The 24,343-nt window shown below is 71.7% G+C and carries 22 protein-coding genes; 12 read left to right on the forward strand and 10 right to left on the reverse strand.

Annotation, left to right across the window (positions count from 1 at the left end):
* Nucleotides 1-172: 172 nt before the first annotated feature.
* On the forward strand, nucleotides 173-1,510 hold the full coding sequence (locus ACFYZJ_RS31775; RefSeq protein WP_388573703.1) for a hemolysin family protein: 1,338 nt from the start codon (nucleotides 173-175) through the stop codon (nucleotides 1,508-1,510).
* Nucleotides 1,507-2,595 carry a hemolysin family protein gene (locus ACFYZJ_RS31780; RefSeq protein ID WP_388573705.1) on the forward strand — a complete coding sequence of 363 codons (1,089 nt, stop codon included), beginning with the start codon at nucleotides 1,507-1,509 and terminating at the stop codon, nucleotides 2,593-2,595. Before ACFYZJ_RS31775 ends, ACFYZJ_RS31780 begins: the two co-directional genes overlap by 4 nt.
* A gap of 50 nt (nucleotides 2,596-2,645) precedes the next feature.
* Here the strand turns inward: ACFYZJ_RS31780 and ACFYZJ_RS31785 are convergent, their stop codons facing one another.
* Complete coding sequence (locus ACFYZJ_RS31785; RefSeq protein ID WP_388573707.1) at nucleotides 2,646-4,508, reverse strand: AAA family ATPase; 1,863 nt, start codon at nucleotides 4,506-4,508, stop codon at nucleotides 2,646-2,648.
* Nucleotides 4,509-4,938: 430 nt separating this feature from the next.
* Nucleotides 4,939-5,559, reverse strand: coding sequence for a uridine kinase (locus ACFYZJ_RS31790; RefSeq protein WP_388573804.1), 621 nt, complete (start codon nucleotides 5,557-5,559; stop codon nucleotides 4,939-4,941).
* 337 nt (nucleotides 5,560-5,896) lie between these two features.
* Here ACFYZJ_RS31790 and ACFYZJ_RS31795 point away from each other — a divergent pair, with 337 nt between their 5' ends.
* The 3 genes from ACFYZJ_RS31795 (at nucleotide 5,897) to ACFYZJ_RS31805 (ending at nucleotide 9,538) form a co-directional block, all read left to right on the forward strand.
* Nucleotides 5,897-7,246: a peptidase C39 family protein gene (locus ACFYZJ_RS31795; protein WP_388573709.1), complete on the forward strand. Its 1,350-nt coding sequence runs from the start codon at nucleotides 5,897-5,899 to the stop codon at nucleotides 7,244-7,246.
* Nucleotides 7,247-7,377: 131 nt separating this feature from the next.
* Nucleotides 7,378-8,037: a TetR/AcrR family transcriptional regulator gene (locus tag ACFYZJ_RS31800; RefSeq protein ID WP_388573711.1), complete on the forward strand. Its 660-nt coding sequence runs from the start codon at nucleotides 7,378-7,380 to the stop codon at nucleotides 8,035-8,037.
* A 328-nt stretch (nucleotides 8,038-8,365) separates the two neighbouring features.
* Nucleotides 8,366-9,538, forward strand: coding sequence for an acyl-CoA dehydrogenase family protein (locus ACFYZJ_RS31805; RefSeq protein ID WP_388573805.1), 1,173 nt, complete (start codon nucleotides 8,366-8,368; stop codon nucleotides 9,536-9,538).
* On the opposite strand, the gene ACFYZJ_RS31810 is transcribed toward ACFYZJ_RS31805, so the two are convergent.
* The gene (locus ACFYZJ_RS31810) at nucleotides 9,501-9,764 is read right to left on the reverse strand and encodes a hypothetical protein (protein WP_388573713.1); all 264 of its coding nucleotides are present in this window, start codon (nucleotides 9,762-9,764) and stop codon (nucleotides 9,501-9,503) included. The two genes, ACFYZJ_RS31805 and ACFYZJ_RS31810, sit on opposite strands and share 38 nt — an antisense overlap.
* Nucleotides 9,765-9,969: 205 nt before the next feature.
* A complete protein-coding gene (locus ACFYZJ_RS31815; protein WP_388573715.1) occupies nucleotides 9,970-10,398 on the reverse strand; it encodes a hypothetical protein in 429 nt (142 codons plus the stop codon).
* A 268-nt stretch (nucleotides 10,399-10,666) separates the two neighbouring features.
* Here ACFYZJ_RS31815 and ACFYZJ_RS31820 point away from each other — a divergent pair, with 268 nt between their 5' ends.
* From ACFYZJ_RS31820 to fxsA, 4 genes are all read left to right on the forward strand, one after another.
* A complete protein-coding gene (locus ACFYZJ_RS31820; RefSeq protein ID WP_103842293.1) occupies nucleotides 10,667-11,107 on the forward strand; it encodes an Lrp/AsnC family transcriptional regulator in 441 nt (146 codons plus the stop codon).
* Nucleotides 11,108-11,154: 47 nt separating this feature from the next.
* Entirely contained in the window at nucleotides 11,155-12,771 is a 1,617-nt protein-coding gene (locus ACFYZJ_RS31825) for an amidohydrolase (protein WP_388573717.1), read from the forward strand.
* A gap of 604 nt (nucleotides 12,772-13,375) precedes the next feature.
* Nucleotides 13,376-14,176 (forward strand): polyprenol monophosphomannose synthase, encoded by an 801-nt coding sequence (locus tag ACFYZJ_RS31830; protein WP_388573719.1) that lies wholly within the window; start codon nucleotides 13,376-13,378, stop codon nucleotides 14,174-14,176.
* Between the two features lie 73 nt (nucleotides 14,177-14,249).
* Entirely contained in the window at nucleotides 14,250-14,807 is a 558-nt protein-coding gene (gene fxsA / locus ACFYZJ_RS31835) for an FxsA family membrane protein (protein ID WP_388573721.1), read from the forward strand.
* A gap of 150 nt (nucleotides 14,808-14,957) precedes the next feature.
* Here the strand turns inward: fxsA and ACFYZJ_RS31840 are convergent, their stop codons facing one another.
* From ACFYZJ_RS31840 to ACFYZJ_RS31855, 4 genes are all read right to left on the reverse strand, one after another.
* Complete coding sequence (locus tag ACFYZJ_RS31840) at nucleotides 14,958-15,332, reverse strand: RNA polymerase-binding protein RbpA (RefSeq protein WP_003977404.1); 375 nt, start codon at nucleotides 15,330-15,332, stop codon at nucleotides 14,958-14,960.
* 267 nt (nucleotides 15,333-15,599) lie between these two features.
* On the reverse strand, nucleotides 15,600-16,946 hold the full coding sequence (locus ACFYZJ_RS31845; RefSeq protein WP_388573723.1) for an MFS transporter: 1,347 nt from the start codon (nucleotides 16,944-16,946) through the stop codon (nucleotides 15,600-15,602).
* A 44-nt stretch (nucleotides 16,947-16,990) separates the two neighbouring features.
* Nucleotides 16,991-17,758 (reverse strand): glycerophosphodiester phosphodiesterase, encoded by a 768-nt coding sequence (locus tag ACFYZJ_RS31850; protein WP_388573725.1) that lies wholly within the window; start codon nucleotides 17,756-17,758, stop codon nucleotides 16,991-16,993.
* On the reverse strand, nucleotides 17,755-18,480 hold the full coding sequence (locus tag ACFYZJ_RS31855; protein WP_388573727.1) for a YitT family protein: 726 nt from the start codon (nucleotides 18,478-18,480) through the stop codon (nucleotides 17,755-17,757). Before ACFYZJ_RS31855 ends, ACFYZJ_RS31850 begins: the two co-directional genes overlap by 4 nt.
* Nucleotides 18,481-18,543: 63 nt before the next feature.
* On the opposite strand from ACFYZJ_RS31855, the gene ACFYZJ_RS31860 reads away from it, so the two are divergent.
* Nucleotides 18,544-20,043, forward strand: a complete 1,500-nt coding sequence (locus ACFYZJ_RS31860; RefSeq protein WP_388573729.1) for a PLP-dependent aminotransferase family protein — start codon at nucleotides 18,544-18,546, stop codon at nucleotides 20,041-20,043.
* A gap of 24 nt (nucleotides 20,044-20,067) precedes the next feature.
* On the opposite strand, the gene ACFYZJ_RS31865 is transcribed toward ACFYZJ_RS31860, so the two are convergent.
* Entirely contained in the window at nucleotides 20,068-21,693 is a 1,626-nt protein-coding gene (locus tag ACFYZJ_RS31865; protein ID WP_388573731.1) for a hypothetical protein, read from the reverse strand.
* A 37-nt stretch (nucleotides 21,694-21,730) separates the two neighbouring features.
* Nucleotides 21,731-21,925, reverse strand: a complete 195-nt coding sequence (locus tag ACFYZJ_RS31870) for a hypothetical protein (RefSeq protein WP_103842281.1) — start codon at nucleotides 21,923-21,925, stop codon at nucleotides 21,731-21,733.
* Between the two features lie 300 nt (nucleotides 21,926-22,225).
* Between ACFYZJ_RS31870 and ACFYZJ_RS31875 the strand changes: the two genes are divergently transcribed.
* Both ACFYZJ_RS31875 and ACFYZJ_RS31880 read left to right on the forward strand, forming a co-directional pair.
* On the forward strand, nucleotides 22,226-22,618 hold the full coding sequence (locus tag ACFYZJ_RS31875) for an ankyrin repeat domain-containing protein (RefSeq protein WP_388573733.1): 393 nt from the start codon (nucleotides 22,226-22,228) through the stop codon (nucleotides 22,616-22,618).
* A 300-nt stretch (nucleotides 22,619-22,918) separates the two neighbouring features.
* Complete coding sequence (locus ACFYZJ_RS31880) at nucleotides 22,919-24,337, forward strand: HEAT repeat domain-containing protein (RefSeq protein WP_388573735.1); 1,419 nt, start codon at nucleotides 22,919-22,921, stop codon at nucleotides 24,335-24,337.
* Nucleotides 24,338-24,343: the final 6 nt, after the last annotated feature.

Below are 24,343 nucleotides of genomic sequence, written 5' to 3' on the forward strand. Positions count from 1 at the left end.
TACGTGGCGCCTCCGCCCCTGAGGTTCCATCCGGTGCTCAGGGGCTCCTGCTACCCGAGGAGTGACTCCCTCCGGCGATGGACGGATCGTCCTGTAGTACCTGCGCCGCCCCCTGCCGACATAGCGCGGACCCAACCCACGAGGTACGCGTGAACGCGGAGGCGGCGGCATCATGACCATCCCCCTGCTGCTCCTCGGGGCGGCGTTCCTGCTGATTCTCGCCAACGGTTTCTTCGTGGCGGCGGAGTTCGGGCTCGTCACGGTCGAGCGCCCGGACGCGGAGCGGGCCGCGGCCGAGGGCGACCGGCGTGCCCGTACGGTCGTCGAGTCGCTCAAGGAGCTGTCGTTCCAGCTCTCCGGCACCCAGCTCGGCATCACCATCACCTCGCTCGTCGTCGGCATGCTCGCCGAACCGGCGCTCGCCGAGGTGCTGCACATCCCGTTCGCGCTGATCGGGCTCCCCGAGGGCGCGGCGAGCGGCGTCGCAGTGGTCGTCGGCATGCTGCTCGCCTCCGCCGCGCAGATGGTGATCGGTGAGCTCGTCCCCAAGAACTGGGCGGTGTCCCGGCCCCTCCAGGTCGCCCGCTTCGTCGCGGGCCCCCAGCACCTGTTCTCCCGGCTGTTCCGGCCGGTCATCGCGGCCCTGAACGCGGTCGCCAACCGCCTGGTGCGGGCCCTGGGCGTCGAACCCGCCGAGGAACTGGCCTCCGCCCGCACCCCGGGCGAGCTGGTCTCGCTGGCCCGCCACTCGGCGCAGGCCGGCGCGCTGGAACAGGACACGGCCGACCTGTTCGTCCGCACACTGTCCCTGGGAGAGCTGACCGCCCAACACGTGATGACCCCGCGAGTGAGGGTGAGCGCGCTGCAGTCGTCCGCCACGGCGGAGGACGTGGTCAACCTGACCCGGGCCACGGGCCTGTCCCGTTTCCCCGTCTACCACGACAAGATCGACGAAATCGTCGGCATGGTCCACCTCAAGGACGCCCTCGCGGTGCCCTCCCACGAACGGCTGCGCACGCCCGTCACCCGGATCGCCCAGGCGCCCCTGCTGGTCCCGGAGACGCTGCCCGTGCAGCCGCTCCTGGAACTGTTGCGCAGCCAGCAGCCCATCGCGGTCGTCGTCGACGAGTACGGCGGCACGGCGGGCGTCGTCACCCTGGAGGACATCGTCGAGGAGCTGGTCGGCGAGGTGCGCGACGAGCACGACGGGCTGGACCTGCCGGAACTCGCCGCCGCGCCGCCCGAGGACGGCCGCCCCGCATGGGACGCCGACGGAAGCTGCCGGGTCGACGTCCTGCAGCGGATAGGCCTCGACGTGCCGGAGGGGCCGTACGAGACGGTCGCCGGACTGGTCGCCGACTTGCTGGGCAGGATCCCCGTCCTCGGCGACCGGGCCGAGCTGCCGGGCTGGCGGCTCACCGTCCGTCAGGTCGGGCACTACCGCGCCGAGCGCGTCAGGCTCGTGAAGCTCGCGGACGCCGCCGTGCCGGCCGCGGAGGCGGTGCGATGAGCCTGCTCCAACTCGTCTTCGCGGCACTGCTGGTGCTCGTCAACGGGTTCTTCGTCGGCGCCGAGTTCGCGCTCGTGTCCGTCCGCCGCAGCCAGATCGAGCCGCTCGGGACGGCTCGGGCCCGCCAGGTGCTGCACGGCCTCGAACGGCTGCCGCAGATGATGGCCGCGGCCCAGTTCGGCATCACCGTGTGCTCCCTGACGCTGGGCGCCGTCGCCGAGCCGACCGTGGCGCATCTGCTCGAACCGGTGTTCGCGGCGGCGCGCATCCCCGACGAGATGGTCCACCCGCTGGGGTATGTGATCGCGCTTGCGGCGGTCGTCTTCTTCCATCTGGTGATCGGTGAGATGGTGCCGAAGAACCTGGCGATGGCGGCCCCGGAGAAGGCCGCGCTGTGGCTGAGCCCGGGCCTGGTGGCGTTCGCACGGCTGTGCCGTCCGGTCACGGTCACACTGAGCGCCTGCGCCCGGGTGATCCTCAAACTGTTCCGGGTCGAACCGAAGGACGAGGTCGAGGCCGCCTTCACCAGTGAGCAGCTCAACCAGCTCGTGGAGGACTCCGGCCAGGCCGGCCTGCTCGACCCCGAGGAGGCGGAGCGGCTGGAAGACGCGCTGGAGCTGGGCTCGCGCCCGGTCACCGACGTGCTCCTGGACCCCGACCTGCTGGTGACGGTCGAGCCCACGGTGACCCCGGGCGAAGTCGTGGCTCTCACCGCGCGCACGGGCTACTCACGCTTCCCCGTCGTCGCGCAGAACGGCGCCTTCATGGGCTATCTGCACGTCAAGGACGTCCTCGACCTCGAGGAATTCGAAGGGGCGGTGCCGCAACAGCTGTGGCGGCCCATGACGACGCTCGCGGCGGAGCTCCCGCTGGACGACGCCCTGACGGTGATGCGCCGGGCGGCCACCCATCTGGCCCAGGTGGCGGACACCTCGGGCCGGGTACTGGGCCTGGTCGCGCTGGAGGACGTACTGGAACTCCTGGTGGGGGAGGTCAGGGACCCGGCCCACCGGGAAGCTCCGCCTAAGCCGCGCATGGCGGAACCGGAACCGACACCGGAAGCGAGGGAGACCGTCCCGAGCTGACGCAGCTGCCCCGCGTCCCTGTCAGGGGCGCGGGGCCGGGTCGGGCGCCGTCACCACCCCGAAGGATCCTGCGGCCCCCGACCGGACAGGACCTCCCCATAGGCCTGCATGAGATCCGGCAACCGCAATGTCGACAAGTCGTCCCGCGACGGCATCCCCGGATAACCGCTCAACCGCAGGTCCCGATACGCACAACTCTTCTCATACAGCGTCCGCAGGAACCGCCCGTTCCCGAGCTCGTCGATCCACCCCTGATCGACCACATGTCCGGCAATGGACCTGAGCTCCTCCAATGCCTCCTCGTCCCACACGTCCCCGTTCTCCGCGGCCAGCACCTCGCCGATCGCGGTCAGTTCCAAGGGACGGTAGGAGGGAAAGTCGACCCGCGTCGTGAAGCGAGAGGACAACCCGGGGTTGGCCGCCAGCAACCGGTCCATCCCCTCGGGATACCCCGCAAGGATCACCACCAGGTGGTCCCGGTTGTCCTCCGCGCGCTTCAGCAGCACCTGAAGCGCCTCGTCCCCGTAGGCGTCCCCCTTGCCGTATCCGGAGTTGGACAGCGAGTACGCCTCGTCCACGAACAGGACGCCGCCGATCGCCGAGTCGATCAGCTCGTTCGCCTTCACCGCCGTCTGACCCAGGTACTCGCCGACCAGATCCGCCCGCTGCGCTTCCACGAGGTGATCGCCGCCGAGCAGGCCGAGCGCGTAGAAGACCCGGCCCAGAATCCTGGCCACGGTCGTCTTGCCGGTGCCGGAGGGCCCCGAGAACACGAAGTGCCGTTTCGGCGGCTGCACGGGTAAGCCCTGGCCGGCCCGCAGCCGGGCCATGTTCAACTGTGCCGACAACGCCTTGACCTGGCGCTTGACCGGTTCCAGGCCGACCATGCGCTCCAGTTCGGCCAGTGCCTCCTCCAGGAGTGCGGGATCCGTGGGCCCGGCCGGCCACGACTGCGTCGGCGCCGAGGCGGCCTTCTCGCGCACGAGGTCGCCCTGCGCCGGCAGCGGACCGGTCGGCGGCGGTTCGGGATCGGACAGCTTCACGTCCCGGCCCTCGGCGCCGAACAGCGGATCCAGGCCGTCCGGTGCCTCCAGCGTGTCGCCGCCCCCCGTGAGCGCCATCGCCGCCAGGTCGGCCGCCTCGTCGTACCCGTCGCCCGCGGCGATCGCGGCGAGCCGCGCCGACGTGTCCATGAACGCCGGGTCCACCCGGTGCACGGCCCGGTAGAGGGGGAGCGCGGCGGCCGAGCGGCCCGTGCCCTCGTGCGCCCGGGCCAGCCAGTACCGCAGCTCCTTGCGCTGCGGCTGCTCGCTGCGGCAGCGCATCAGGGCGGTGGCGAGCAGCGGCTCGGCCTGCCCGTACATCTCCAGGCGGACCCGGGCCATGCCGCCGAAGAGTCCGGCCTCTATGCCGAGCATGGGATCGTCGATCAGCGGATCGGTGTGCCGGACCAACTGCTCCCAGTCCTTGACCAGGTAGGCCCGGCAGGCGTGCAGAAAGCGCACCTGGGGGTCGGTGTCGACCGGCGGCAGGCCCGCCAGCGCGCGGTCCAGCTCCGGGACGTGGCGGCCGTCCAGCCAGTGCGAGGCGTGCGCGAGCAGCAGGTCGCGCGGGCTCTCCAGGACCGGCTGCACCCACCAGCCCAGCCAGTACCAGGAGTTGAGGGTGCGGCGGTGCCGTGCCCGCTGCTCTCCGAAGCGCTCGCGGTGGCGGTACATCCTCAGCAGCGCGGTCGTCGTCTCGACGCGCAGCGCGTGCAGTCCGAGCCAGCCGTCGGCCATCCCCGGATCCATCCCGACCGCGGCGCGGAACTCCTCCTCCGCCTGCGGATAGGCACCCATCGTGTAGGCGTCGACCCCTCGCAGCCAGGCGAGGTCGGCCGGGGCCTGAGGGCCCTGCGTGCCGAAGTCCATCACGTCCCCCACAAACCGTGCCCCCGCTGGTTCACCGCCGGGCCCGTGCCCGTCGGCCGCCTTGCTCGAACCGCTGTGCCGCGGACCGGAGTTGCCACGGTGCGCAGAGCAGCGTCCGAACGTCGCACCGAGAGGCATCGTACCTGCGGGGGAGGGGCGCACGAAGGGTGCCGCACGGGCCGTTCGGCGAGGTGGGAGCAGAGGGGGCGCGCGGCGCGCGGTGACCGAGGGTGAGCGGATCACGTCTCTTGGCGCCCGTGGAAGGTGTCCGGGGCAGAACGAAGCCCCCGATCACGGGGGAACAACCGGGGGCTTCGCGTCTGGGTGCGACTGCGAAAGCCGCACATTGAGAACGTAAGACCTGTACGGCCCCCCGGTCAAGCCGACTTGGGGCACTCGGGGAACTTCCCCGGTGAGGGCCTTCACGAATTCAGCACACTGCCGATGGGTCGTCACCGTGGGTGAGATCCTGGTCCGGACCAGAAGGCGCCGCAGGCCCCGGCAGTACCTCATACCCCGGTGGCTTCTGTCGCACCAGGAGCACGGCGTGGGGGCGCGAAGGGTCCTCGGCGAAGTGTCGGCGCTCCGCTTCGACCCAGGCGTCCCAGAAGGCGCGTTGTTCCTCGCCGTCCCGGGCGCGACCGCGCCTCCACGCCTTCTCTCGCGGCAGGTCCATCCACAGCAGTTGCGCGAGATACGGGCGCAGCGCCCGGCGGCCGGCGCCGACCCCCTCGATCAGGATCACGGGCGAGGGCGGCAGGGCACGGGCGGGCCCGAAGCGCTGTGCGCGCCAGTCATAGGGCCGGAAGTGCGCGGTCCGGCCGTGGCCGAGCGGCTCGATCACCTCCCGCAGCAGTCGGTCCGTCCAGGAGAACAGCTCCTCATGGGTGGCGATGTCGTCCAGGTGCAGCACGGGCGCGCCACCGAGCGCGGCCGCCAGGTGTCCGGCGAACGTGGACTTCCCCGACCCCGCGTGGCCGTCGACGCCGATGAGGCGGACGGGGCCGCAGGAGGGCGGCAGGTTCCGCAGGCGGGACGCTGGAGCGTGAATGGCGATTCCCGGGCGAGAGGGCCGAGAGGGTGTGTCGGCGCGTTTCGGCAGGTTTCCGAGGGGAGAGTTTACTCGGGCAAGGGGGGCTGCCCCGCTTCGCGGAGAAAGGGGCTTCTCTCTCCGGAATTTCCCCCTCATTCGGGTTCGGTACGAACACGGGGGGTTCGGCCCCTCGGAATTCCTGGCCCCGTTTCCAGGAGACCGCCACAGGTGGGGACCAATATCGGTGGGCGCGTCGGGGCCGAAGTGCTGGCAGAAGTCCGTGCCCGGCGGCCATAGTTGGCGCACACCGTGCGTTCGAACCGCTGCTTGAAGGACTCCTGGGGGTCACCCACCGATGACCAGAGCTTCAGAGCCGTCCCGCAGAACCCTCCTCACCGCTGCGGTCGCCGCGGCCACGGCGGCCGGCACCGCGGTCCCGGCGGCCGCGGCCGCCCCGGCCGAGAAAGCATCCCCGAGCCTCGTGGACTACCGCGCCTGGACCTCGTACCCCGACTGGCGAAGCGGCAGCGGGCAGGGTGTCCGCGCCGTCGCCGGTTCCCGCCCCGGCCTGGTGATCGCCACGCCCGCCGGCCGCACCGACTACGCCGACCCGCACACCGGAAAGTCCGCCACCTGGGAGTACGCCACCTGGACCTCCCCGGCGCACCGCCTCGCCGTCCCGTCCACCGAGGCCATCGCCTCCTGGAACGCGCACACCCCGACCGGGACCTGGCTCCAGGTGGAGCTGAAGGGCACCTACTCCGACGGCACGGACACCCCCTGGTACGTGATGGGCCGCTGGGCCTCCGGCGACCAGGACATCCGCCGCACCTCCGTGGACGGTCAGAGTGACGGCAGGAGCGCCATCCGGACCGACACCTTCGCCGTCGCCGACCCCGCCTCCGGCCTGCGCCTGGTGTCGTACCGCCTGCGCCTGACCCTGTACCGCGCACCCGGCACGCGGATCACGCCGACGGTGTGGCGGCTCGGCGCCATGGGCTCCGACATCCCCGACCGGTTCACGGTCCCGGCCTCCACGCCGGGGATCACCGCGGAACTGATCGTTCCGCGGTACTCGCAGGAGATCCACAAGGGTCAGTACCCGGAGTACGACAACGGCGGCGAGGCCTGGTGCAGCCCCACGTCCTCGCAGATGATCATCGAGTACTGGGGACGGAGGCTCATGCCCGAACAACTGTCCTGGGTCGACCCCTCCTACGCGGACCCGCAGGTCTGCCACGCGGCCCGGTTCACGTATGACCACCAGTACCGGGGCTGCGGCAACTGGCCCTTCAACGCGGCCTACGCGGCGACGTTCGAGGATCTCCGGGGCGTGGTCACCCGGCTGTCCTCGCTCACCGACCTGGAGACGCTGATCGCGGCGGGCATCCCGGCCATGACGTCGCAGTCGTTCCTCAAGGACGAGCTGACCGGTGCGGGGTACGGAACCTCCGGGCATCTGATGACGGTGATCGGGTTCACCGCCGACGGCGACGTGATCGCGAACGACCCGGCCGCGCCGAGCGACGAGGCGGTGCGGCGCGTCTACCGGCGGCGGGAGTTCGAGAACATCTGGTTGCGCACCAAGCGGTACAACGCCTCCGGAAAGGTCGCCTCCGGCACCGGCGGGGTCTGCTACCTGTACTTCCCGGCGCGTCCCACCGCGCGACAGCGCAAGGCGCTGGCGGCGGTGGGCGTCCGTTGACGCGTCCGTGTGGAGCCGGACGGTACGTGCTCCAACAGTGTCCGACCCTGTCGATCAGAGTCGAACATGCTGGTGGTGTCATTCTGCAATACTGCGGATGTCCCGCCGGCAGTTGGAGACTTGGGCCGAAATTGAAAAGCAGTCAACAGCGAGGTGCCGTGCGCCCTCAGGCGCGCGGCACCGATCGCTCCCTGGCGCGTCGCGCCGAACTCATCGCCACTGGACGGAAGTTATTCGCCGACACGTCCTACGACGCGCTGTCGATGGACGACATCGCGCGCCATGCCCAAGTGGCGAAAGGGCTCATCTACTATTACTTCAAATCGAAACGAGGCTATTACCTCGCCATTGTCGAGGATTCGGTGGCCGACCTCGTGACGTCCGCTGCCGCCGGCCTGGACCTGCCGCCGGTGGAACGGGTGTACCGCACCATCGACCGCTATCTGCGCTACGCCGAACACAACCAGGCCGCCTACCGCACGATCGTCAGCGGCGGCGTGGGCTTCGACGCACAGGTGCACGCCATCCGGGACGGGGTGCGCGAGGCGATCGTCACCACCATCGCCGAGGGCGCGTACGGGCGGCGCGACATCGCCCCGCTGGTGCGCACGGGGTTGCTCGGCTGGGTGTGCGGCGTGGAGGGCATGACCCTCGACTGGGTCGACCGCCCGGTGCTGTCCCGGGACACGATGTGCGACCTGCTCACGAAGACGCTGGGCGGCACCCTGCGGGCGATCGAGGAACTGGAACCCGCGTACACGGCCCCGCCTCCGGCCCGCCGGCCGACCTGACCGCACCGGGGCCCGCCGGCCGACCTGACCGCACCGGGAAGGGAAGCCGCGCTCCCGCCCGCACGGACCGCCGTTCGATGCTTTCGCCCCAGTCCCTCCTTCCGATGTGGATCATGTCGCGGCACGGCATCCGCTTTCTTGAAGTAAGCGGTCGTTAACCGGTGACGTCATGCCTCCGATCGGGCATACTCCAAGCGCCACAACCGCTGGTCAGCCGCCTCCGTGACCCGGAGCGGCGAGCATCGGCCAGGCCCAGTGAGACCCGGCGGCGCCGCCCCACCCAAGGCGCATGTCCGTCGATGTTCCCAAGAGGGAGGAGAGCGTCGCCATGCCCGACCGCGCCCCGCAGCCGGTGGACCGACAACTGCCCACGGACGAGGCCCGGGATCTGATCTCGCTCGTCCGCGACATCGCGCAGCGCGAGATCGCCCCGAAGGCGGCCGAGGAGGAGCACTCCGGGCGCTTCCCGCGCGAGACCTTCCGCCTGCTCTCCGACTCCGGACTGCTCGGCCTGCCGTACGGCTCCGAGTACGGCGGTGGTGACCAGCCCTACGAGGTGTACCTCCAGGTCCTCGAGGAGCTGGCCGCGGCCCGTCTCACCGTCGGCCTCGGTGTCAGCGTCCACACCCTGGCCTGCCACGCCCTGGCGTACTACGGCACCAAGGAGCAACAACTGGAACACCTGCCCGCGATGCTCGGCGGCGGCCTGCTGGGCGCCTACTGCCTCTCCGAGCCGTCGTCCGGGTCGGATGCCGCGTCCCTGCGGACGAAGGCGGTCCGGGACGGCGACCAGTGGGTGATCAACGGCACCAAGGCATGGATCACTCACGGCGGGATCGCCGACTTCTACACGGTGATGGCGCGCACCGGCGAGGAAGGCCCCCGCGGGATCACCGCGTTCCTGGTGCCCGGCGACGCCGAGGGGCTCGGTGCCGCGGCGCCCGAGAAGAAGATGGGTATGAAGGGGTCGCCCACCGCGCAGGTCCATTTCGACGGGGTGCGCGTGCCCGAGGAGCGGCGCATCGGCGACGAGGGACAGGGCTTCGCGATCGCGCTGTCCGCACTCGACTCCGGGCGGCTCGGGATCGCCGCCTGTGCCATCGGCGTGGCCCAGGCGGCGCTCGACGAGGCCGTCGCCTACGCCACCGAGCGGCGTCAGTTCGGACGGCCGATCGCGGACTTCGAAGGGCTGCGCTTCCTGCTCGCCGACATGGCGACGCAGATCGAGGCCGGCCGGGCGCTCTACCTGGCGGCGGCACGGCTGCGCGACGCCGGGCGGCCGTTCGCCAAGCAGGCTGCCATGGCCAAGCTGCACTGCACCGACACCGCCATGAAGGTCACCACCGACGCCGTCCAGGTGCTCGGCGGGTACGGCTACACCGTGGACTTCCCGGTCGAGCGCTACATGCGCGAGGCCAAGGCGCTGCAGATCGTCGAGGGCACGAACCAGATCCAGCGCATGGTCATCGCCCGTCACCTCGCTGGTCCCGAGTCCCGCTGAACGACTCCTCGCCCGCCGCGAGCCGACGCGGGCCGGCCGGGGGCGCCGCGAGGCGTACCCACTCCGGGTCGTGGCGCCCTGGGAGTGTGCGCCCGCGGTCGGCCCAGATGCGCATCAGCGTGCGGTAGATGGGCGGATCCTGCGGCTGCGGCGGCGCCAGCGACGCCGCCGGAACCGGAACGAACACCGGCCGCCGGGGCCCGGTCGCCGAATATGTGGGGCTCATGCACGGAGCAACGCCCCGACGCCCGCCGAGGTCACCGACCCCGCTAATCGAGCGTGAGTTCCGCGCAGGGCCGACCGGGGAACCGGTGCTCCCCCCCGGCGGGGCGGCCATGGGGGTGCACCGATCACGGGCGCGGTACTCGGCAACTGTCCTGCGCCCGTGCCGTGCCGTGCGGGCAGGGGCGCGGGGCGACGCTCGCGGAGTGTCAGGCGGCCTGGCGGCGCAGGGTCGCCAGGCGCAGCGGGCGTGAGCCCGGGCCGCCGACGTGCGAGAACGGCTGCGTGCGCCAGTCGAGTCCCTGAGGGAGGGTCAGCAGCAGGGCGGTGTCCTGCTCCTGCGGCTCCACGGACTCGTCCGCGGGGCGGGCGTCGGCCGCCGCACGGCCGGTGCCGGAGCAGACCGTGAGGCCGAACGGGTTCCACGGCGAGGCGCACAGCGCGTGCTCGGGCAGGACCTCCTCGTCCGCCAGGAGCGCGATGGGCTGCGCGCAGTCCGGGCAGATCACCCGGTACATCTCGAAGGTGTCGTACGCGTCGAACTCGTCGTCGGCGGGTTCGACGCCCTCCGGCTCGGGCTCGATGTCCGGCTGCTGCCGCTTGAGCAGGGCACGACCAGGGCGCTTGAGATTCTGCATGGGTTTCTCCCCCTCGGGCTGGGCCGGTAAAGGCACTGCGGCCTCGACCACAGCAAGCACTTCCCGTCCCGTCTCCCGGGTAATCACGGGAACATCACGAAGCCTGGCCGGACGCTGTGGCGTTCGTCACATGCCACTCGCAGATGCCCGGCGCGGCCGCGGCTCACCCGCGCGGCGCAGGGACGGCGCTCTCCAACATCACAAACCGGGCATGACCTGGGCTGCTGAGGTATCCGCAGGGTCAGAGCGCACTGTAGGTTCTAGCGCCATGGAGGAGCTGGACCGACAGATCGTGCAGCTGCTCGTCAAGGACGGGCGGATGAGCTACACCGACCTGGGCAAGGCCACGGGCCTGTCCACGTCGGCCGTGCACCAGCGGGTGCGCCGGCTGGAGCAGCGGGGCGTCATCCGCGGGTATGCCGCCGTCGTCGACCCGGAGGCCGTCGGCCTGCCGTTGACCGCCTTCATCTCGGTGAAGCCGTTCGACCCCAGCGCCCCCGACGACATCGCCGAACGCCTCGCGGGCGTCCCGGAGATCGAGGCCTGCCACAGCGTCGCGGGCGACGAGAACTACATCCTCAAGGTGCGCGTGGCCACGCCGCACGAACTGGAGGAGCTGCTCGCCCGGCTGCGCACCCTCGCGGGGGTGTCGACGCGCACCACCGTGGTCCTGTCCACCCCGTACGAGGCACGACCACCGCGGATCTGATCGACCTCCGTGCGGGGTGTCCTGAGCCAGGGGCGACACTGGTGCCCATGAGTGAGCGCACCACCGAGCCGAAGACCGTCCTCCTGCACCGCGGAGAGGTCCACAGCCCCGCCGATCCCTTCGCCACCGCGATGGTCGTGGAGGCGGGACATGTCGCCTGGGTCGGTTCCGAGGGCGCGGCCGACGCTTTCGCGGACGGCGTCGACGAGGTGATCGACCTCGACGGTGCCCTGGTCACTCCGGCGTTCACCGACGCACACGTGCACACCACTGCCACCGGCCTCGCGCTCACCGGCCTCGACCTGTCCGGTGCCCCGTCCCTGACGGCCGCCCTCGCCCGCGTACGGGACTTCGCCGCCGCCCGGCCGGACGACAGGGTGCTGCTCGGCCACGGCTGGGACGCGGCACGCTGGCCCGAACGGCGGGCGCCCCGACGGGAGGAACTCGACGAGGCCACCGGCGGCCGTCCCCTCTATCTCAGCCGCATCGACGTCCACTCGGCCGTCGTCACCACCGCCCTGCTGGACCTCACCCCGGGCCTGCGGGACAAGGCCGGCTTCACGGACGGCGAGCCGCTGACCCGCGACGCCCACCACGCCGTGCGGGCCGCCGCGTTCGCCGCGGTCACCCCCGCCCAGCGCACCGAGGCCCAGCGCGCCGCCCTCGCCCACGCCGCCTCCCTCGGCATCGGCTCGCTGCACGAGTGCGGGGGCCCGGAGATCTCCGCCGAGGACGACTTCACCGGGCTGCTGCGTCTCGCCGCCGAGGAGCCCGGGCCGCGCGTCGTCGGCTACTGGGCCGATCAGGACGTCACCAAGGCCCGGCAGCTGGGCGCGCTCGGCGCCGCGGGCGACCTCTTCGTCGACGGCGCCCTCGGCTCGCACACCGCCTGTTTGCACGAGCCGTACGCGGATGCCGCCCACACCGGCACCGCCTACTTGGATGCCGGCGAGGTCGCCGCGCATGTCGTCGCGTGCACCGAGGCCGGGCTGCAGGCGGGGTTCCACGCCATCGGCGACGCCGCCGTCACCGCCGTGGTGGAAGGGGTGCGCGCCGCCGCCGAGAAGGTGGGCCTGGCCCGGATCCGAGCCGCCCGCCACCGGGTCGAGCACGTCGAGATGCTCACGCCCGAGACCATCGCGGCCTTCGCCGAACTGGGCCTGACCGCCTCCGTCCAGCCCGCCTTCGACGCGCTGTGGGGCGGCGAGGACGGCATGTACGCCGAGCGCCTCGGCGTCGCACGGGCCCGCACGCTGAACCCGTTCGCGGACCTGCTGCGCGCCGGCGTGCCGCTGGCGTTCGGTTCGGACAGCCCGGTGACCCCTCTCGACCCATGGGGCACGGTCCGTGCCGCGGCGTTCCACCGCACCCCCGGGCACGGGGTCTCCGTACGCGCCGCGTTCACCGCGCACACGCGCGGCGGCTGGCGGGCGATCGGACGGGACGACGCAGGCGTTCTGGTGCCGGGCGCCCCCGCGGACTACGCCGTGTGGCGCGCCGACGCACTCGTCGTCCAGGCGCCCGACGACCGGGTGGCCCGCTGGTCCACCGACCCCCGCTCGGGCACCCCCGGACTGCCCGATCTGACTCCTGGCACCGACCTCCCCGTCTGCCTGCGCACCGTGGTCGGCGGCCGGACCGTGTTCGTACGGCCGGGCGAGTGATCTCCCGGGGTGGCGCGCCGGGGACGCCCCGCCGGAACCGCGTCGCGCGACCTGCGTATCCTCCGCTCCGATCAGGCCATTCGCCGAAGAACCGCAGGTGGGGCTGCTATTGACAGCCAGGCGCGGAGGGCCGGTAGGTTCGGCCGCGTCCACCACAGAAACGTCCGGCCGGGGAACCTCCGCGCAGTCGCCCGAGCGCCGCTGGGTCAGGGATGGTGTGCCGCGCCGGCGCATCACCACTGGGAGCCAGGCTCAGCGCCCGCGCCACGGCGAGGGCAACGTTCCGTTCGGTCGGCAGGGTGTGACCCGGGTGGGGCCCGGACGTCCAGTAGACAACGGCTTTCGGTCGATCCGCAGCCAGCGGGTCCCAGGTCGGCCCGAAGGGCGCCGGGCCCCGATCCGCAGCCGGCCGGGCCGTGGCGGCACCGGACCCGGCTTCACAACAGTGTGGGTGCCGGTGCGACCGGCCGGAACGCACGAAGGCGTGAAAGGGACTCTTACCCGACTCTTGTGCAATCGACACCCCCATACGACCGTGCTGTCGCGATGGCCCTTGCCGCGGCCACTATGGTGGACCTCTGCGTACGGATGTGAAGGGGCAGCAGTGAACCACGGCGACGGGACCCTCGGGGCAGCAGCCCAGGGCAAGCAGTTCGGTCCGCTCGGCACCGCCTTGGTGATCATTCCGACCTACAACGAGGCGGAGAACATCAAGACGATCGTCGGCCGAGTACGGTCGGCGGTGCCCGAGGCGCATGTCCTCGTGGCCGACGACAACAGCCCCGACGGCACCGGCAAGCTGGCGGACGAACTCGCGGCCGAGGACGACCACGTCCACGTCATGCACCGCAAGGGCAAGGAAGGGCTGGGCGCCGCGTACCTCGCCGGCTTCCGCTGGGGCCTGGAGCGCGACTACGGCGTTCTGGTCGAGATGGACGCCGACGGCTCCCACCAGCCGGAGGAGCTGCCGCGCCTGCTGACCGCGCTCAAGAGCGCCGACCTGGTCCTCGGCTCCCGGTGGGTACCGGGCGGACGGACCGTGAACTGGCCCAAGTCCCGCCAGTTCATCTCCCGCGGCGGCAGCCTCTACTCGCGCCTCGCCCTCGGCCTGTCGCTCCGCGACATCACCGGTGGCTACCGCGCCTTCCGCCGCGAGACCCTCGAGGGCCTGGGCCTCGACGAGGTGGCCTCGCAGGGCTACTGCTTCCAGGTCGACCTGGCGCGCCGCGCGGTCAAGGCCGGGTTCCACGTCGTCGAGGTGCCGATCACGTTCGTGGAGCGCGAGCTCGGCGACTCCAAGATGAGCCGCAACATCGTCGTGGAGGCGCTGTGGCGCGTCACGGCGTGGGGCGCCAAGGAGCGCATCGGCAAGGTCCTGGGTCGGAGCAGCAAGACGCGCCGGTAGGGGTCGGCGGCGTCACGGACGCCGCTGATCGCCCCTTATCCCGCTCTGAGCCGGGTCCGGGCACACTGGGAGCATGACGACTGGCGCTTCGACCTCTCCCCACACCGCGACCCGGCCCCGGCGTTCCCGGCTGCGCACCTTCCTGCCGCTCGGCGTGGCGGCCTGGCTGGTGCTCGAGATCTGGCTGCTGACCGTGGTCGCCGGTGCGACGAGCGGGTTCACGGTGTTCCTGCTGCTGGTCGCCGGCCTGGTGCTCGGCTCCGTGGTCATCAAGCGAGCGGGCCGCCGCGCCTTCCGGAACCTGAACGAGGCGCTGCGCACGGGCGGCTCCCCGTCGAGGACCGAGGGCAACGGCCTGATGATGCTCGGCGGCCTGCTGCTGATGCTGCCTGGCCTGATCTCCGACGTGGTGGGGCTGCTGCTCCTGCTCCCGCCGGTCCAGAAGGCGGTCGGCCGGTACGCGGAGCGCGCGGTCGACCGCACACTCCGCCGGTCCCCGTACGGCGGCCTCGGTGACGCTTTCCAGCAGGCTCGTATACACCGCCCCGACGGGAAGATCGTGCCGGGGGAGGTCATCCGGGACGAGCCCGCGGACACCTCGGGGGAGACCCGTCCGCCCCTGACCCGGTGACTTTCTTTCATCCCAGTCGCGCCGAAACCAGTCCGCCCGGCCTCTCACGAGGCGCACCCGAGAACAAAAACAGTGGGTGCCGTACGTCAACAAGACGTACGGCACCCACCGATACCTGGCGCGCAGTTTCCCGCCGAACCCCCGGAGGGACTACGCGGACTTGCGGCTGTCCCGCGGATGCACCGCGATGTTCATCGCCCCGGACCGCAGAACCGCGAGACGCTCCTCGAGGACCTCTTCGAGCTCCTCACGGGTGCGCCGCTCCATCAGCATGTCCCAGTGCGTACGCGCCGGCTTCGCCTTCTTCTCCTCCGGACCGTCGCCGTCCACCAGGAGCGCCTGGGCGCCGCAGACCTTGCACTCCCACTCCGGCGGGATCTCCGCCTCGACCGAGAAGGGCATCTCGAAACGGTGCCCCTTCTCGCATGCGTACTCCACGGCCTGGCGTGGAGCCAGGTCGATGCCGCGGTCCGTCTCGTAGCTGGTCACCACGAGGCGCGTGCCGCGAAGAGCTCGCTCACTCATGAATCGTGCCTCCCGGGCTTGTCGCCCACAGGACAGGTGTCGCTGTCGTCGTCATCCGGTCAACGTCCGGTCGGCGGTAAAGATTCCCGTTCCGAGTCCCGTTCCGGGTCATGCGTCGCCGTCGTAGCCGCCCCTTGTTGTACCCACCGGCGCCCGGTTTGTCACATCTGCTAGCAGATGTCACCCAGCGTTTCGGCTCCTTTGACGCGCAGTAACGGTACGCCTGGCAGGCCAAACGCGTACACTACCGCCCTTTGCGCTCGGACGCTAAATCCTCTCGGGAACCGGATTGCCCGCGTCGCGCACCGCCTCGCGTACCGGAACCCGAGCCAGCAGCACGAATCCGAGGGCGAAGAACGCCACCAGTGAGATGATCGCGTCACGGTAGCTGCCCGACAGCTGGTAGGTGATCCCGAACAGCAGCGGGCCCAGCCAGCTCATGCCGCGGTCGCTCATCTCGTACGCGGAGAAGTACTCGGCCTCCTTGCCGGGCGGCACCAGATGGGAGAACAAGGACCGGGACAGCGCCTGGCTGCCGCCGAGGACCAGCCCGATACAGGCCGCCAGCGCGAAGAACCCGGTCGGCGCGCCCGCGGGCAGGAAGTAGCCTGCGGCGAGTGTCGCCGTCCAGGCGATCAGCGAGCCGAGGATCGTGTGCTTGGCGCCGTACGTCCGGGCCAGGCGGCCCATGCCCAGCGCGCCGCCCACCGCCAGTACCTGCACCAGCAGCACGGCGGTGATCAGCGTGGACTGGCTGAGGCCCAGCTCCTGGCTGCCGTACACCGATGCCTGTGAGATCACCGTCTGGATGCCGTCGTTGTAGATGAGGTAGGCCAGCAGGAAGGCGAGGGTCAGCGGGGTGCGGCGCATGTCCCGGACCGTGGCGGCCAGTTGCCGCCAGCCGTGCGCCGCAGCAGCCGTGGACGTCGTACGGCGGTCGCGCAGGCGCCGGAGCGGGATCAGCGTGAAGGCGCCCCACCACAGGCCCGCGGAGGCCAGGCAGATCCGGACCGCCGCCGACTCCGAGAGGCCGAAGGAGCCGTGGGCCGTGAACAGGACCAGGTTCGCGACCAGGACCAGCGAACCGGCCGCGTAGCCGAAGGCCCAGCCGCGCGAGGAGACCGTGTCCCGCTCCTCGGGCGGGGCGATCAGCGGCAGATAGGAGTTGTAGACCACCATCGAGACGGCCACCGACGCGTTCGCGACGATCAGCAGCAGGCCACCGAGCAGATACCGGTCGCCGTCCAGGAAGAACAGTCCCGCCGTGGCCGAGGCGCCCAGGTACGCGCACAGAGCGAGCAGCGGCTTCCTGCGGCCGGTGCGGTCGGCCGCCGCGCCCGCGAGCGGCATCACGAGAATCGCCACGACGACCGAGGCGGAGACGCAGTACGCGAAGAACGAGCCCGCGCTCACCGGAACGCCCAGCGGGTGCACATAACCGTCCGCGTCCGCCGCCGACTTGGCCACCGAGGTGAGGTAGGGGCCGAGGAACACGGTCAGCACGCTCGTCGAATAGACCGAGCACGCCCAGTCGTAGAAGTACCAGCCGTGTTGTTCGCGCCGCCGCTCGGCGGCCTGGTCGCCGGCCTGTGTCCGCACGGTGTCGGTGCCCACCCGTGCCCTCGCTTCCCCGTGGAACGTGATCGTGCGCGCGGCGTTCAGGCCCAGGTGCCTCGCTCCTCGAGGACCTTGCGCAGTGTGTCGATGTGATCGGTCATGATGCCATCCACTCCCAGGTCGAGGAGCCGGTGCATGCGATCGGGTTCGTTGACCGTCCACACGTGCACCTGCAGTCCCAGCGCGTGGGCGGTGCGCACGAAGCGGTGATCGACCACGGGGACGCCCGAGTGGAACTCCGGCACCTGGGCGGCGACCGCGGAGCGGCGCACCACCGCCGGTATCCCCCAGGAGCGCAGCCGCAGGCCGAGGACACCCCGGGTGCCGTACGACGTCGCCAGGCGCGGCCCGGCCAGGCGCTGGGCACGCACGACGCGCGCCTCGGAGAACGAGCCGACGCAGATCCGGTCCCAGGTGTCGGTGCGCTCGATCAGGTCCAGCAGGGGGAGCAGCGCCGGCTCCGCCTTGACGTCCACGTTCCAGCGAACGCCGGGGAGCTCCTCCAGCACCTCCTCGAACAGGGGGATCGGCTCCTTGCCCGCCACGCGGGCGTGCCGCACGTCCTCCCACGGCAGGTCGGCGATCCGGCCCGCACCGTCGGTCACCCGGTCCAGGGTCGCGTCGTGGAGCGCCACCAGCTTGCCGTCGGCCGTGGCGTGCACGTCCGTCTCGATATAGCGGTAGCCCGCCGCCACCGCGCGCCGGAACTGCGCCATGGTGTTCTCCAGCCCCTGGGCCGCCCCGCCCCGGTGGGCGAAGGCGATCGGGCCGGGATGGTCGAGGTACGGGTGGCGTACGAGGGTGGTCACCGACGCAGTATCGCGCGTTCCGGTTGCCCCGTGGCAACGACCGTGCTGCGCCCCGATGCCGTGGGGACGGCGAACACGCGCAGGAAGAACTGGGCGAGCGGTCCGATGGACAGCGCGTACACGACGGTGCCGATCCCGACGGTGCCGCCGAGGGCGAAACCGGTCGCGACGACGGTGATCTCCACGGCGGTGCGGAGCAGCCGGATCGAGCGGCCCGTGCGCCGGTTCAGCCCGGTCATCAGGCCGTCGCGCGGACCGGGACCGAAGTCGGCGGCGATGTAGAGGCCGGTGGCCACGCCGTTCAGCACCACGCCCGCGACCAGAAGGGGCACGCGGACGGCCAGTGAGCGCACCTCCGGGAGACCGGCCAGGGTGGCGTCCATGGCGAAACCGATCACCAGGACGTTGGAGACGGTGCCGAGCCCCGGGCGCTGCCTGAGAGGGATCCACAGCAGCAGGACGGTCGCGCCCACGATCGTCAGTACGACGCCCATGCTCAGCCCGGTGAGCTCGGACAGCCCCTGGTGCAGGACGTTCCACGGCTCGAGGCCTAGACCCGCCTTCACCAGGAGGGCGGAGCTCGCGCCGTAGAGGGCGAGACCGGCGTAGAGCTGGAGCAGCCGCCGCCCGAGACGGCTCCTCATGGACGTGTCAATGGACGGGTCGCTCGGCGATTCGGCAGACAAAACGTGCCCCCCTGTGGCGGTGGTGGACTGACGCATGTCACTCTGTGGCTTGAAAAGACAAGCCATCCATGGCCAATTCCGGGAAGGTGGACTGGGATCATGGCGCAGTGGACCTCTGCGGTGGGCGTGGCACAGCTGGCCAGGCTGCTCACCTCCCAGCAGGACCGTCCCGCGGGCCCCGGCAGCCGCCGCCCGCCCGCCTATCGGGCGCTCGCGGACGGCATCCGGCTGCTCGTGCTGGAGGGCCGGGTACCGGTCGCCGCCCGGCTGCCCGCCGAGCGGGAACTCGCGCTCGCCCTGTCGGTGAGCCGCACCACGGTCGCGGCCGCGTACGAGGCGCTGCGCGCCGAGGGGTTCCTGGAGTCCCGCCGGGGAGCGGGCAGCTGGACCGCCGTACCGGCCGGGAACCCGCTGCCGGCGCGCGGTCTCGAACCCCTCCCGCCCGAGGCGCTCGGCTCGATGATCGACCTGGGCTGTGCCGCACTGCCCGCGCCCGAGCCCTGGCTCACCCGTGCCGTGCAGGGCGCCCTCGAGGAACTGCCGCCGTACGCGCACACGCACGGCGACTACCCGGCGGGCCTGCCCGCGTTGCGCGCCATGCTCGCCGACCGCTACACGGCGCGCGGCATCCCGACCATGCCCGAGCAGATCATGGTGACCACCGGCGCCATGGGGGCGATCGACGCGATCTGCCATCTGTTCGCCGGGCGCGGGGAACGGATCGCCGTCGAGTCGCCGTCGTACGCCAACATCCTGCAGCTGATGCGGGAGGCGGGCGCCCGACTCGTCCCCGTTGCCATGGCCGAAGGGCTCCGCGGCTGGGACCTGGACCGCTGGCGCCAGGTGCTGCGCGAGGCCGCGCCGCGGCTCGCCTACGTCGTCGCCGACTTCCACAATCCGACGGGCGCGCTCGCCGACGAGGACCAGCGCCGGCGCCTGGTGGAGGCGGCCCGCTCCGCCGGGACGGTGCTGGTCGTCGACGAGACGATGAGCGAGCTGTACCTGGAGGACGGGCTCGAGATGCCGCGCCCGGTGAGCACCTTCGACCCGGCGGGCTCCACCGTCATCACCGTCGGCTCGGCGAGCAAGGCGTTCTGGGCCGGCATGCGCATCGGCTGGGTCCGGGCCGCCCCCGATGTCATCCGCAGCCTTGTCGCGGCCCGTGCCTACGCCGACCTGGGCACCCCGGTCCTGGAGCAGCTGGCCGTGAACTGGCTGCTGAGCACGGGCGGTTGGGAGCAGGCGGTGGACCTGCGGCGCGGCCAGGCCCGGGAGAACCGGGACGCCCTGGTGGCCGCGGTGCGCAAGGAGCTGCCGACGTGGGAGTTCTCGGTGCCGCAGGGCGGCCTGACACTGTGGGTGCGCACCGGTGGCCTGTCGGGCTCCCGACTCGCGGAGGCCGGGGAGCGGGTCGGTGTCCGGGTGCCGTCAGGGCCGCGCTTCGGTGTGGACGGCGCGTTCGAGGGCTATGTACGACTGCCGTTCACGGTGGGCGGCGCGGTGGCGGAGGAGGCGGCGGTCCGTCTGGCGGCCGCGGCCCGCCTGGTCCAGACGGGCGCGTCGGGGCCGACGGAGGCGCCGCGGACGTTCGTGGCCTGATCAGGGTCCGGGGCGGGGCCGCGGTCAGCCCTCCACGGCCAGCGCCTCGGTCGGGACCGACTCGACCGGTGCGCCGCGGGCGGCCGGCTTGTCGTGGTCGACGGGTGCACCGGAGGCGTTCGGTGTGCTGGAGGCGACAGGTTCGCTGCGGCGGGGCAGCAGGGCGAGGACCGCCTGTCGGTGCTGTTCGTCGGCGGTTTCGTCGTGCGGGTCCGGAGCGGCGGGTACCTGGAGGCGGTGGACCGGGCCCGAGCCCAGACGGGCGTAACCGCGGCCGGGCGGCACGTCCTTGACGGGGGTGGTGTGCGGCGGCGCGCCGAGCACCGCCTCCAGCTCCTCTGGGGTCGCCGGGCCGAGCACCACGCGCGCGCGGGTGTGCTGCAGCACCACGTCGGGCAGGCCGTCCAGGGCGTCCGACTGCTCGGCTACCACGACCGTGACGTTCGCCGCACGGCCGTGCCGCAGCGGTACCTGGAGCAGCGCCTGGGGATCGGCGCGGCCGTCGGCGGCGGCGAGCTGTCCGAGGACGGTCGGCCGGTCCAGCAGAATCCACAGGGGGCGCCTGACGTCGTCCGGCGGGGGGTGCCCGGCCTGCCGGGCGCGGTTCGCGGCGATCAGCCGTCGCTCCGTCTCATGGTTCGCCCACTCCAGGCTCGCTGACGCTCCCGCGAGCCCGGACTCCACCGCCAGCACCCCGTCCCGGCCCGTCAGGAACGCGTACTCCCCGGTGTCGGCGCCTTCGATGATCAGGATGTCCCCGTACTGCAGCGCCTGGAGGGCGATGGAGCGGACCAGCGTCGTCGTGCCGCTGCCGGGTGTGCCCGCGATCAGCAGGTGCGGCTCGCTGCACCGCGGGCCGGTGCGCCACAGCACCGGAGGCACGTCGCGCTGCTCCTCGCCGTGGGTGAGGGGGAGCGTGCGCTGGACGCCGGTGGCGTCGGTGAAGCCGAGGACCGTCTCGCCCGGGGCGGTCACGAAGTGCTGCGCGGCGATGTCGGTGGGCAGGGGAGGCAGCACGGTGACCGTCAGTTCGTTGCCCTCCTCGTCCCAGGCGAAGTGGTACTCGCGGCCTCGGCCCGACTTGGCGTGCAGGAGCTGTTCGATCTTGGCCCGTGATGCGGGTTCGCTGTCCGTGAAGTAGGCGGGATAGCGGATGACGAGGCGGGAGACGCGGCCCGTGTCGTCGAACTCGCAGGAGGAGAAGGCCCTGGTGAGGTCCCCGCCGTGCGCGTACAGCGGATCCGGGTCCTCGGCGGCCGAGAAGTACGGCACCAGAGCCTCGTACAGGGCGCGCAGCCGCTTGGTCCGCGCAGGGTCCGGGCCGGGGGGCGCGGTCGGCGTGCCTTCACGGCCCTTCCAGGCCGACGCCGCCATCAGCGTGATGGCGGCGAGCAGCGGCCCGTACGGCACCAGCGCCACGACCAGGATCACCGAGGCCACCAGGAAGAGCAGCGGTCCCCGCCGGTCCTTCGGCGTGTCCGCCCACGTGCGCCGCCCGGCCGCGGCCAGTCGGCGCAGGCCACGCGTGATGGTGATCAGCGGGTGGAGGACGTCGGTGGCGCCGCCGGCCGCCGCCCGCGCCAGCTCCCGGCTCCGGGCGATCCGGTCGCTGCCGTTGCTCAGAATGCGGGGGAGGGGACGCCGAGCCACGTCGTTCTCCTGAGGGTGTGTGCGGACGGGGGCCGAGTCAGAAGTTGAGCCCGCCGAGGAGACCCGCGAGACTCGCCCCGCCGGCCTTGATGCTGGGGGCGATGGCGGTGCTCGAGAGGTAGAACCCGAAGAGCGAGCAGACCGTCGCGTGCGAGCCCTTCAGGCCGTCCTTGCGGAAGAAGAGGAAGACGATGGTGCCGAGCAGCACGACGCCCGAGATGTTCAGAATCATTTGCTCTCTCCTGGTTCGTGGGGACAGTCACCATGAGTCCTTCCAGGCTCACAGAATGTATCCATACGATAAAAGGTGCAACTGGGTGAAATTCGTTGGATTTCCTTCGGTCGGCGGAGTCGCCTTCATCCCTTGACCAGCCCTGACGCCCGCCACGGGCTCACCGTGATCTTTGCCTGGTGCGGTGCCGGTCATGTGGCGCGGAAGCCAGTACCCTGGCGATTCACCCGTACGGGGCACCAGTCCCGGTACCCATGGGGCACGAGTACCAGCAGCCGTAGTGGAGAGGCGGTCCGGCCGATGAGTGAAGCCCCCGACCCCGAGGTCGTGGAGCTCGCGACCAAGATCTTCGATCTGGCGCGCCGAGGCGAGACCGAGGCGCTCGTGGCATACGTCGACGCGGGCGTTCCGGCCAACCTCACCAACGACCGCGGCGACACCCTGGTGATGCTCGCCGCCTACCACGGCCACGCCGACGCCGTCCGGGCCCTGCTCGCACGCGGCGCGGAGGCCGACCAGGCCAACGACCGAGGCCAGACACCGCTCGCCGGAGCCGTCTTCAAGGGCGAGGCCGAGGTCATCCGGGCCCTCCTCGACGGCGGCGCCGACCCGGCCGCGGGCACGCCCTCGGCGATCGACACCGCCAGGATGTTCGGCAAGACGGACCTGCTCGAACTGTTCGGCGCACACTGATCCGAACACGCTGACCAGCGGAAACGACGATAACGGGGGAGGCGGTACCGGACCGCCCGAAATAAGGTCGCGGCAGCGCGAGAGCCCGGGTCATCATGACGTCGTGATTCACGGACGCGACGGCCGGGCAGGTGATGCCGCACCGCGCGGACCGTGATCGGTCCACACGGGCCACCAACGAGAGGCAGAGGAAGATGGTCTTCAGCAAGCAAGAGACGGCGGGCGCCCCGACGTGTTGTCACGCGGCCAGGTAATGCGTGTTCCCCGGTTGCGTCGACGCTTGATGTGAGGCTGTTTCCCATGTTCGAACCGGTCATAGCGCCCAGCGGCACGCTGCTCGGCCTGCTCCAGAGGGGCCGCGGCGACGGCACACTGCACGCGCTCACCGCCCCCCGCGCCGAGGCGCTCGCGGCCCTCGACCACTGTGTGCTGCGCGACCCCCGCCACGACTGGCAGGTGGAGAACCGCTCGCTGTACTACGCCCGGCTCTACCTCGACCTGGGCGGCGGGCTGGACGCCATCGAGGCGCACCTGTTCAGCGCCGAGGACGTCCTCGACGCGGACGAGTGCCGCACCGGACTCGCGCTCGCCGTGCTCGGGCACCTGGCCTCGTACGGCAGGCGCGACGCGCTCGAACTCCTGCGCAGGTACGCCGCCTCGGGCACCAACTGGGCCTGGGCCCTGGACGAACTGGCCCTGCGCGACGACGACGCGGGTCTGCGTGCCCTGGCCGCTCCCGTCCTGGCCCGCTTCCCGGCCGACCCCGAGGGCGAGGCCGAACTCGCCGCCGCCGTCCGGGACGCCTTCGAACCACGGCCCTGGCGGCTGTGGGCCGACGACCCCCGCGAATCCATCGCCTCACGCGTGCGTGCCGCACAGGAGACCGGCTGCTTCGACCGTTGGCAGCGGCAACTGCGGCCCCAGGGCCCTCGCCCGGGGTGGAGTGTGCAGGCCGTCTTCGACTGGGCCCAGCAGGGCCTCGAACGCGGTGCCGCGCTGCACGTGCCCGCCGCGCGCTGCCTCACCGCCGTCGCCGGACCCGAGGACCGTGCCGAGATCGTCGAGGCGGCCCGCTCGGGCAGCGACGGAGCCCGCTCGACGGCCCTGCGCTACCTCGCCGACAACAACGATCCTGACGCCCTCGAACTCATCGAGGATGCCGTGTCCACGGGTTCCGCGCTCGTCGTCGACGCGGCCGTGGACGCCTTCGAACGCATGCGCAGCATCGCCGCGGTGGACCGGGCACGGGGCTGGGCCCGCCGCCCCGACGCCCTCGGAGCCGCCGCGGGGCGCATGCTCGCCTGCCGTGGCGGTGCCCAGGACAGCGACCTGGTCCTCGGCGCGCTCCGGGAGGCGGTCCGGGGCGAAGGCCCCGACGCGCCGACCCTGTGGACCCTCGTCGACGGCGCCGGACGGCTCGGCATCGCCTGCGCCGCACCCGTCCTGCGCCATGTCTACCGTGAGACCGCGTCCTCCCACCTCCGCGGACGCGCCGCCCGCGCGCTGGCCGCCACCGACCCCTCCTTCGCCTCGGGATTCGCCGTCGAATGCCTCTGGGACTGCGAGGAGTCCACCCGTGAGATCGCCGCGCGATTCGCCGAGACGGGCGACGCCCGTGTCGTGGAGCGGCTGCGCCGGCTCGCTGCGGATCCCGCCGAGGAGGCCGAGGTCCAGACCGCCGTACGCAGCCGGATCGGGCCCGACATGCCGGCCGTGTGAACATCC

The sequence above is a fragment of the Streptomyces sp. NPDC001848 genome (genome assembly GCF_042891915.1).
Classification (GTDB): domain Bacteria; phylum Actinomycetota; class Actinomycetes; order Streptomycetales; family Streptomycetaceae; genus Streptomyces.

Coding starts and splice junctions, on each gene's coding strand:
- ACFYZJ_RS31775 (WP_388573703.1), top strand. CDS start 173: ATGACCATCCCCCTGCTGCTCCTCGGGGCGGCGTTCCTGCTGATTCTC.
- ACFYZJ_RS31780 (WP_388573705.1), top strand. CDS start 1,507: ATGAGCCTGCTCCAACTCGTCTTCGCGGCACTGCTGGTGCTCGTCAAC.
- ACFYZJ_RS31785 (WP_388573707.1), bottom strand. CDS start 4,508: ATGGACTTCGGCACGCAGGGCCCTCAGGCCCCGGCCGACCTCGCCTGG.
- ACFYZJ_RS31795 (WP_388573709.1), top strand. CDS start 5,897: ATGACCAGAGCTTCAGAGCCGTCCCGCAGAACCCTCCTCACCGCTGCG.
- ACFYZJ_RS31805 (WP_388573805.1), top strand. CDS start 8,366: ATGCCCGACCGCGCCCCGCAGCCGGTGGACCGACAACTGCCCACGGAC.
- ACFYZJ_RS31810 (WP_388573713.1), bottom strand. CDS start 9,764: ATGAGCCCCACATATTCGGCGACCGGGCCCCGGCGGCCGGTGTTCGTT.
- ACFYZJ_RS31815 (WP_388573715.1), bottom strand. CDS start 10,398: ATGCAGAATCTCAAGCGCCCTGGTCGTGCCCTGCTCAAGCGGCAGCAG.
- ACFYZJ_RS31820 (WP_103842293.1), top strand. CDS start 10,667: ATGGAGGAGCTGGACCGACAGATCGTGCAGCTGCTCGTCAAGGACGGG.
- ACFYZJ_RS31825 (WP_388573717.1), top strand. CDS start 11,155: ATGAGTGAGCGCACCACCGAGCCGAAGACCGTCCTCCTGCACCGCGGA.
- fxsA (WP_388573721.1), top strand. CDS start 14,250: ATGACGACTGGCGCTTCGACCTCTCCCCACACCGCGACCCGGCCCCGG.
- ACFYZJ_RS31840 (WP_003977404.1), bottom strand. CDS start 15,332: ATGAGTGAGCGAGCTCTTCGCGGCACGCGCCTCGTGGTGACCAGCTAC.
- ACFYZJ_RS31855 (WP_388573727.1), bottom strand. CDS start 18,480: ATGCGTCAGTCCACCACCGCCACAGGGGGGCACGTTTTGTCTGCCGAA.
- ACFYZJ_RS31860 (WP_388573729.1), top strand. CDS start 18,544: ATGGCGCAGTGGACCTCTGCGGTGGGCGTGGCACAGCTGGCCAGGCTG.
- ACFYZJ_RS31870 (WP_103842281.1), bottom strand. CDS start 21,925: ATGATTCTGAACATCTCGGGCGTCGTGCTGCTCGGCACCATCGTCTTC.
- ACFYZJ_RS31875 (WP_388573733.1), top strand. CDS start 22,226: ATGAGTGAAGCCCCCGACCCCGAGGTCGTGGAGCTCGCGACCAAGATC.
- ACFYZJ_RS31880 (WP_388573735.1), top strand. CDS start 22,919: ATGTTCGAACCGGTCATAGCGCCCAGCGGCACGCTGCTCGGCCTGCTC.